This window comes from Massilia sp. DJPM01, assembly GCF_030348125.1.
Classification (GTDB): Bacteria; Pseudomonadota; Gammaproteobacteria; order Burkholderiales; family Burkholderiaceae_D; genus Telluria_A; species Telluria_A frigida.
This window is the reverse complement of sequence record NZ_JAQOZV010000115.1, coordinates 1-5,708: the sequence shown is the minus strand read 5'-3', so window position 1 is coordinate 5,708 and position 5,708 is coordinate 1. Positions and strand designations below refer to the sequence as shown.

The 5,708-nt window shown below is 58.4% G+C and carries 7 protein-coding genes and 1 pseudogene; 3 read left to right on the top strand and 5 right to left on the bottom strand.

The features are described 5' to 3' along the window. Positions 1–445: hypothetical protein (locus tag PO883_RS33575; RefSeq protein WP_289313657.1), on the top strand; the 445-nt coding region annotated here is incomplete at its 5' end. Here the strand turns inward: PO883_RS33575 and PO883_RS33570 are convergent. Continuing rightward, positions 442–1,011 (bottom strand): zinc-ribbon domain containing protein, encoded by a 570-nt coding sequence (locus tag PO883_RS33570; RefSeq protein WP_289313656.1) that lies wholly within the window; start codon positions 1,009–1,011, stop codon positions 442–444. The two genes, PO883_RS33575 and PO883_RS33570, sit on opposite strands and share 4 nt — an antisense overlap. Before the next feature lie 6 nt (positions 1,012–1,017). Then, complete coding sequence (locus tag PO883_RS33565; protein ID WP_289313655.1) at positions 1,018–1,776, bottom strand: CPBP family intramembrane glutamic endopeptidase; 759 nt, start codon at positions 1,774–1,776, stop codon at positions 1,018–1,020. A 69-nt stretch (positions 1,777–1,845) separates the two neighbouring features. Here PO883_RS33565 and PO883_RS33560 point away from each other — a divergent pair, with 69 nt between their 5' ends. Further along, a complete protein-coding gene (locus tag PO883_RS33560) occupies positions 1,846–2,490 on the top strand; it encodes a TetR/AcrR family transcriptional regulator (RefSeq protein ID WP_289313654.1) in 645 nt (214 codons plus the stop codon). A gap of 725 nt (positions 2,491–3,215) precedes the next feature. On the opposite strand, the pseudogene PO883_RS35320 reads toward PO883_RS33560, so the two are convergent. The 3 genes and pseudogenes from PO883_RS35320 to PO883_RS33545 form a co-directional block, all read right to left on the bottom strand. Beyond that, a pseudogene (locus PO883_RS35320) lies at positions 3,216–3,869 on the bottom strand (DUF799 domain-containing protein); the annotation flags it as partial. 1 nt (position 3,870) lies between these two features. Then, the gene (locus tag PO883_RS33550) at positions 3,871–4,230 is read right to left on the bottom strand and encodes a DUF4810 domain-containing protein (protein ID WP_289313653.1); all 360 of its coding nucleotides are present in this window, start codon (positions 4,228–4,230) and stop codon (positions 3,871–3,873) included. Between the two features lie 13 nt (positions 4,231–4,243). Next, on the bottom strand, positions 4,244–4,921 hold the full coding sequence (locus PO883_RS33545) for a CsgG/HfaB family protein (protein WP_289313652.1): 678 nt from the start codon (positions 4,919–4,921) through the stop codon (positions 4,244–4,246). Positions 4,922–5,193: 272 nt separating this feature from the next. Here PO883_RS33545 and PO883_RS33540 point away from each other — a divergent pair, with 272 nt between their 5' ends. Continuing rightward, complete coding sequence (locus PO883_RS33540) at positions 5,194–5,469, top strand: RHS repeat-associated core domain-containing protein (protein ID WP_308606817.1); 276 nt, start codon at positions 5,194–5,196, stop codon at positions 5,467–5,469. The last annotated feature ends 239 nt before the right edge of the window (positions 5,470–5,708 follow it).

Genomic DNA, 5,708 nt, shown 5'->3' with positions numbered 1-5,708 from the left:
CGTGTGCGTGGCGGAGGACATTGCTCCTCTGAGGGCATTTGAAGGTGCGTACGGCGCCGCGCGTGCCGGCCAGCCAGTCGAGTATCCGGCGTATACCGCGTACATGAAGGCGCCGGATGCGCTACGGGAACTCGGTGACCAGCTGCGCTGGCGCACGGGACGCCGTCATCCGGCCCGGGCGCTCTGTTGCGGAGGATCGCGTTTTCAGTGGATGGACGTGGCCCAGCCTCTCCTGAAGCACGCGCAGTGCGACTACGGTTTCATCGAAGCCCGGATTCACATTGGCTCGGGCTGCGGGCCTGGCCCCGGCGTCTATGCGCCGGCAAATATCCGGCTGTACGACCCTGAAGGGGAATTGATCGGCCAGCTGACGTGGCGCAAACAGGATGGGCGCATGTGGGATATCGAGCCGATGCTGTATCCGCCGCCTGCCGCGGATGATTAAGACGGGGCACAGCGCAAGCTCGGGACCGCAGGAACAGCGGCTTGGCGAATCAGCTTGATCAACATGTTCTTTTGGGCGGTGTCCGGATTTGTGAAAATGTAGCGCTCACGTTGTTTCAGGAGTTCCAGCCATTCGGTCAGAAACGCGACGTTGTTGTTCAAGGAGGTTTTTTCCTCCGCCCATTTGCTTGCACAAGACCGGAGCTGTGCTGCGATGTCATTTGAATGGTTCCAGCACGGCCTGCACAGCGTGCGTTGTTGGTCGATGTAAGCCTTTTTAACCTCGTAGGCATACATCTGATCCTGCGCAGTAAAAACGCAGGAAGTGCCGCAGGTCCGGCAAACATATGCTTTGTCGGTGTAGTGCTTGACCCATTCCAATTGATACGGAAGCGATGTTTTGCTTTTGGCGGACCAGCGCTCCGGATCGGAGGGAATGCAGGTTGGTCTAAGATCCCCCTGTGTCAGGATAGATGTCGCACAGACCCCGCGTGCGTTCGGCTGGCGCTTGTTACGGGGTATTGATGAGCACGCGTACGAATATCGGAACTGAACCTGGCGGCCCATCCCCTTTCATGTTTCGCCCGTTACTGGTCGCGCAGCCTTTGCCGGATTGTCGAGCAGGGGGCGATACAGCGGCAGGATTGCCAGGTCGAGCAGCAGGTGTAGTACCACCGGTAGCAAAATGCTTCCAGAAAGGATCGCCGCCAGGCTGAGCAGGAGCGCCCCAATCGTGGTCCGCACGATGCCGCCCACACCTTGGTAAAAGTGGCACATTCCGAAGGCGACTGCGCTCACCAGCCATGCCACGGTCGGATCGAGCGTCCAGCTGCCGTGCAATTGTCCCGTCAGAAATTGCGGCAAGAAGCTGCGGAAAAACACTTCCTCGCACACACCCGCCGAAATGCTGACCGCGACCCACCAGCGCCGTTCGTGCGACGAGACCGGCAGCATGTATTCGAGCGACAGCAGGGCGGCGCGGTACTTCGGACGTACTGCGCTCTGCAGCATGCAATGTATGCCCGGTCCGAGACCGGCAGCAAAATACAGGGCCGTCAAAACCGTCGCCCCGGTCGACATCGCAGGACTTCCCAGCAGCCATCCCATTGCATTGCCCGTCGTCGGTACCGCAAAGAGGTCATGGGGCCATGCCAGGAACAGTGCGAGAAGTGCAGCACTCCACAAGCATACAGTTGTAGATCGGAAGGCCGAGAGGCGAGCGGCTGCGCTCGTCGCCTGTTTCAGTCGACGGATCCGAGGTGCATCGCTGAGCAGGGCGGCAATTACTACTGCCACCAAGACCGATTGCCAGAACGATGGGGTAGGAATCATGGCTTTTTCCCAAAATGTGAACGTGAATTCACTTTCGCATATTGTGATGTGTTTGTCTATACTGACGGGATGAAATCTATTCGCGAACCCCTTCAGGACCGCAGCCGCGCCACGGTGGAACGATTGCTCAACGCCACCATCAGCCTGCTCGACGAGGAGGGCCTGGACGGTGCGCTCATTCCTCGTATTGCCGAGGCGGCTGGCATGGCACCGGCAAACGTGTACCGCCGCTTTGTGGACAAGAATGCCCTACTCCGGGCGGCCTTCCTGCATGCGCTTATGCGAAGCGAGCAACACAATCGTGAGACCATGGCCGCGCAAGTACTGGGTGAGTCGCTAATGGCTTCCGCCGAAAGGCTGATGGACTTGCTGTTGGCGCAGTACCAGCGGCATCCACGCTTCCTGCGCGCCTTGTCGCGGTTTATCGATGGGGATTGCGACGAGGGATTTATTGCTGCTGCACGCTCCAGCATAGCAGCCAACGTCGACTTGCTTGTCGATATCTTGCTCGCCCATCGACATGAGATTAGGCACGAGTTGCCGGAGCGGGCGCTGCGTTTCGCAATACTGAGCGCAAGCTGTTCGATTGAAACGTATGCGCTGGACCCAAGTTCGATCTGGCACGTTGAACCCAGCGTCACGGCTGACGAGCTGATCGCAAATCTCGGTCAAGGCTTTGTCGGATATTTAGTAGCGCCCGGGCCAGGACGATGAACCCAGCTACTCGTAAAGGCATGACGTGCTGAAAATGGAAAGCGCATCGCCGCTACAGCAGAACAGCTTGAAATCTCTGAAGCCCTGCTCGTGAAAGAAGCCAGGGCCCCCCCTGAATGAGGGCGACACATTTCGGCCTGCGCGCTGCAGGCAAACAAACAGTGCAGATAGCAAGAACAGGTGAATTCTTTCCAGGCGCGCGAAGTCGGATAGGACACCTCATTCGCGCGCGGGGATCAGTTGCTCTCCATTGTTGCAATTGCGCGCTTCAATGCGACGTCAGGAGCATGGCCGGCGGCGATGAATTCGGCTTTGCGCTCCATGACCCATTCGTACACATCGGGGCGATACCAATTCGATGTCGGGTCCAGTGCCGCGTGCTGGGCCTGACCGAGGCGCAGCACTTCCGCGTAGCGCCGCTCTGGTCCACTCAGCTGCGCCGCAGGCACCGCCGCAGCTTGGGGCGCAAGCGCCACCGCAGTCGGTCTTGCCATTGCAGCGGGTGGCGCTGGCGGCACGACGGTCGCGATCGTTGCAGGTGCTATTGGCATTGCCGGTGCTGCGGCGACTGGCGCTGGTGGCGGTGCGACCGGCGCGGTGCTGGTCTGGGAGACAGCCAGTGCGGCGACCGGCGAGGTGCTCGCGTTCACAACGGCTGGCGCGGCAGCTGGCTTGGCCTTGGGCTGCGGCGCCGTGGCGCTTGGGAGTGCGCCATTGCGCCCCTTGTAATTCGGCGAACGCGGACCATACAGCAGGCCATTCATCTGGCCGCCTGCCAACAGGCGCTCGTTTGCCGTACGCGCCACTGTATAGGACGTATCGAGCGCGGAATTGAGGATTTGCTTGACCGCCACCTGGACCAAAGCGCCGACGATGCCGCCTCCGGCATTGCCCTGATTGCCGTTGTCGACAACAACGACCTTGTTGTTCCACAAGAGCTCACCGGTTTTCAAATCCACCAGCTTGGCTTCGGCCGCCACCGTAACGGTACTGCTGATGACCTTATAGCTGCTGCCGTACTGCGTGATGGTCAAATACAGGGCTGCATCGGCGCCGAAAATCTGCTGCAGTTTTTTCGGGTCAACATTGTGAATGTCGGTCGCGTTGGTCAAGCCGTTTTGTTTGAACGTTTCGTTGACCACGGCAACGGGCAAGACGTAATAGCCGGCTTCGGCCAAGGGATGCGTGACCTGCGCATACACGCTAAAGGTCGCCTTCACGTCCGGCGAATTATTCACGGGTGGTAGCACCAAGATCGGGTGCGGGTTGCTCGCCTCAAATGCGCTGTAATCGTAAGGCGTGGCGTGCTGCGTGGCGCAACCGACACTCAATACTGCCGGCACGATCAAGGCGGCCAGCTTTAGCATTCGTTTCGACATATTAGTGCCCCCCCTTGCCAAGAGTCTCAAGTAGACGATTCATGTATGGTTCCGATTCCGGGAAGAGTCGCTTTTCTTCCTGGAAGTGGGCGGCGACCTGGTCTGGCCTGCCAGCGATCGAATAGAGCATACCGAGATGGGCGTGGAAACCAGGGGGAACTTGTTTGCCGTGCGTGCTGGCGGTTTGCAAATGTTTTTCCATCACGACGATTTGCTGGATCGGGCTCTCGCCCTTGAAATGCCCGTTCAGCTGAGGTTCGTACGAACCCCACTGGTAAATGGAAGGCGGGGCAGTTCGGCATCCAACGAGTGCGAAGGCGGCCAGCGCCACGGCCAGTGCATTGATAAATTTGATTTTCATGGGAGGGGCGTGATTATTTTGGTAGTGCCAGAGCGCCGCTCTCAACACCGGCAACAAGGCGCTCGACCGCTTCGCGCATGGCCAAGTCGATGACTTTTCCGTTGAGCGTGGCGTCATAGCTGGCGGTGCCGCCAAAGCCGAGCACTTCGCGGTTCGACAGGCTAAATTCGCCGGCGCCCTGGCTCGAATAGACCACTTCCGACGTGGTGATGTTGACCACGTTGAGGGTTACCTTGGCATAGGCAAGCTGGGTCTTGCCGCGGCCTGCCAAGCCAAACAATTGCTGGTCACCCACTTCCTTGCGGCCGAATTCGGTCACGTCGCCGGTGACGATAAAGTCGGCGCCCTTGATCGCCTGGCCTTGGCGTTTGAAACCGGCTTCCTGCGTCAACTGCTTAAGATTGTCGCGGTCGAGCACATTGAAGCGGTTAGTTTGCTGTAAATGCGAGATCAAAATCGTCTTGGCCTGACTGCCCAAACGATCGACGCCGTCCGAAAAAATACCGCGCTGAAAGCTCGAACGGTTATCGAAACGGCCAACTGCAATCAAGCTGCGCACGCCCGTGTAAGGACGGCTGGCGCTGGCGACCGTCGGCGGTGTGACGGCCCTTGAGCTTTCGGTGGCACAGCCAGCGAGGGCCGACAGGATACACACGCCAATCAATAAATGTCGGGCAAGGGCTAATTTCATGTGTACTCCAATTAGTGTGCGGGCACGAAGCCAATATTAAAGAAATAATAAGATCTCAGATTTGCGCATTATACTCGGAGTTTTCCTATGATCAACAATCGTTGTTAATTGTTATTTAACAAACGTGTTGATCACTTCTGTTGATCACTTCAATGGCAGCAGTATCACGAGCGACGGGGCCGACTTTTGCCTCGATATCGACACCTTCGTCATGAACAACAGCGGCACCAAGACGGAGGCGGTGAGCCGCACCTGTCAAGGAATTCATTCGCATGCGCAGACGCGGCGATATGGAAGGGCTGGCGCGGCGGTGCCGTACGCTCCCCCGCGGACGAGAACAGGCCGATGGGCAATACGCCGACAAGGAAACTGGTTTCCACTATAATCGGCACCGCTACTATGATCCTCAGGCTGGCCGCTACCTGACGCAAGATCCGGTGAGACTGCAGGGCGGTACGAACTTATATCGCTATGCACCACATCCTGTCGGTTGGGTCGACCCGCTTGGATTGACGTGCAAGGCCTACCGCGTCATTCCAAGTCCGTGAATTGGCAAGCCCACGCGGCCGCGCTCTTTGTCTCCTTGTCGAAGGCTGGAGAGATATTCCCTGTATGAAACAATCCAGATAGGTTTTTGGAGGTCGTACTGCGGGTGGAACGCGCGGCCATCTGACGCGGATCAGTCGTCGCTTCTGGCACCTACCCGCTCCCGCTAGAGTCGTAAGTGCGCTAACCTCCCGCGCATCTGTGCATTTGATCACGAGTGCAGCTGGCGGCGGCTCTAACC

What these genes read in the sequence shown, in the direction of transcription:
- PO883_RS33570 (WP_289313656.1), bottom strand. Translation starts at nt 1,011, where the DNA reads ATGGGCCGCCAGGTTCAGTTCCGATATTCGTACGCGTGCTCATCAATA.
- PO883_RS33565 (WP_289313655.1), bottom strand. Translation starts at nt 1,776, where the DNA reads ATGATTCCTACCCCATCGTTCTGGCAATCGGTCTTGGTGGCAGTAGTA.
- PO883_RS33560 (WP_289313654.1), top strand. Translation starts at nt 1,846, where the DNA reads ATGAAATCTATTCGCGAACCCCTTCAGGACCGCAGCCGCGCCACGGTG.
- PO883_RS33550 (WP_289313653.1), bottom strand. Translation starts at nt 4,230, where the DNA reads ATGAAAATCAAATTTATCAATGCACTGGCCGTGGCGCTGGCCGCCTTC.
- PO883_RS33545 (WP_289313652.1), bottom strand. Translation starts at nt 4,921, where the DNA reads ATGAAATTAGCCCTTGCCCGACATTTATTGATTGGCGTGTGTATCCTG.
- PO883_RS33540 (WP_308606817.1), top strand. Translation starts at nt 5,194, where the DNA reads ATGCGCAGACGCGGCGATATGGAAGGGCTGGCGCGGCGGTGCCGTACG.